Annotated in this window: 1 protein-coding gene; it reads right to left on the bottom strand. The window is 45.8% G+C overall.

Annotation, left to right across the window (positions count from 1 at the left end):
• The coding region (locus tag ACS8FD_RS24875) for a pseudouridine synthase (protein WP_439277808.1) at positions 1-506 on the bottom strand (506 nt) is incomplete at both ends.

Here is a 506-nt window from a genome sequence, read left to right as displayed (position 1 = left end):
AGATCCGTTAACGTATTAATGTCTTTTTTATCCAATTCTAAAAAACGTCCAGTACGTAACTCTTTTGGTAATGAGATCGTACCGTAGCGGGTACGTAGTAGACGACTGACCTTGAGACCTTGCGACTCAAACAGACGACGTACTTCACGGTTGCGTCCTTCTTTTAGCTTAACGTGATACCATTTATTGACACCCTCACCGCCACCTTCTTTAATGTCTTCAAATTGTGCCATACCGTCTTCTAACATGACCCCAGCGGTAAGAGTACGCGCAATCTCAGAGGTCACTTCGCCAAGTACACGTACCGCATATTCGCGAGTAATTTCATTAGAGGGATGCATCAAACGGTGTGCCATTTCGCCATCATTGGTAAACAGCAACAACCCAGTAGAATTGATATCGAGGCGACCAACCATCACCCATCGATCGTGAGTTAGCTTTGGTAAGCGTTCAAAAACCGTTGGACGACCTTCTGGATCTTTAGCGGAGCAGACTTCCCCTTCAGG

It is taken from the genome of Psychrobacter sp. 1U2 (assembly GCF_051847575.1).
Note: the sequence above shows the minus strand (reverse complement) of the source record. Positions and strands in the feature narration are given on the sequence as shown.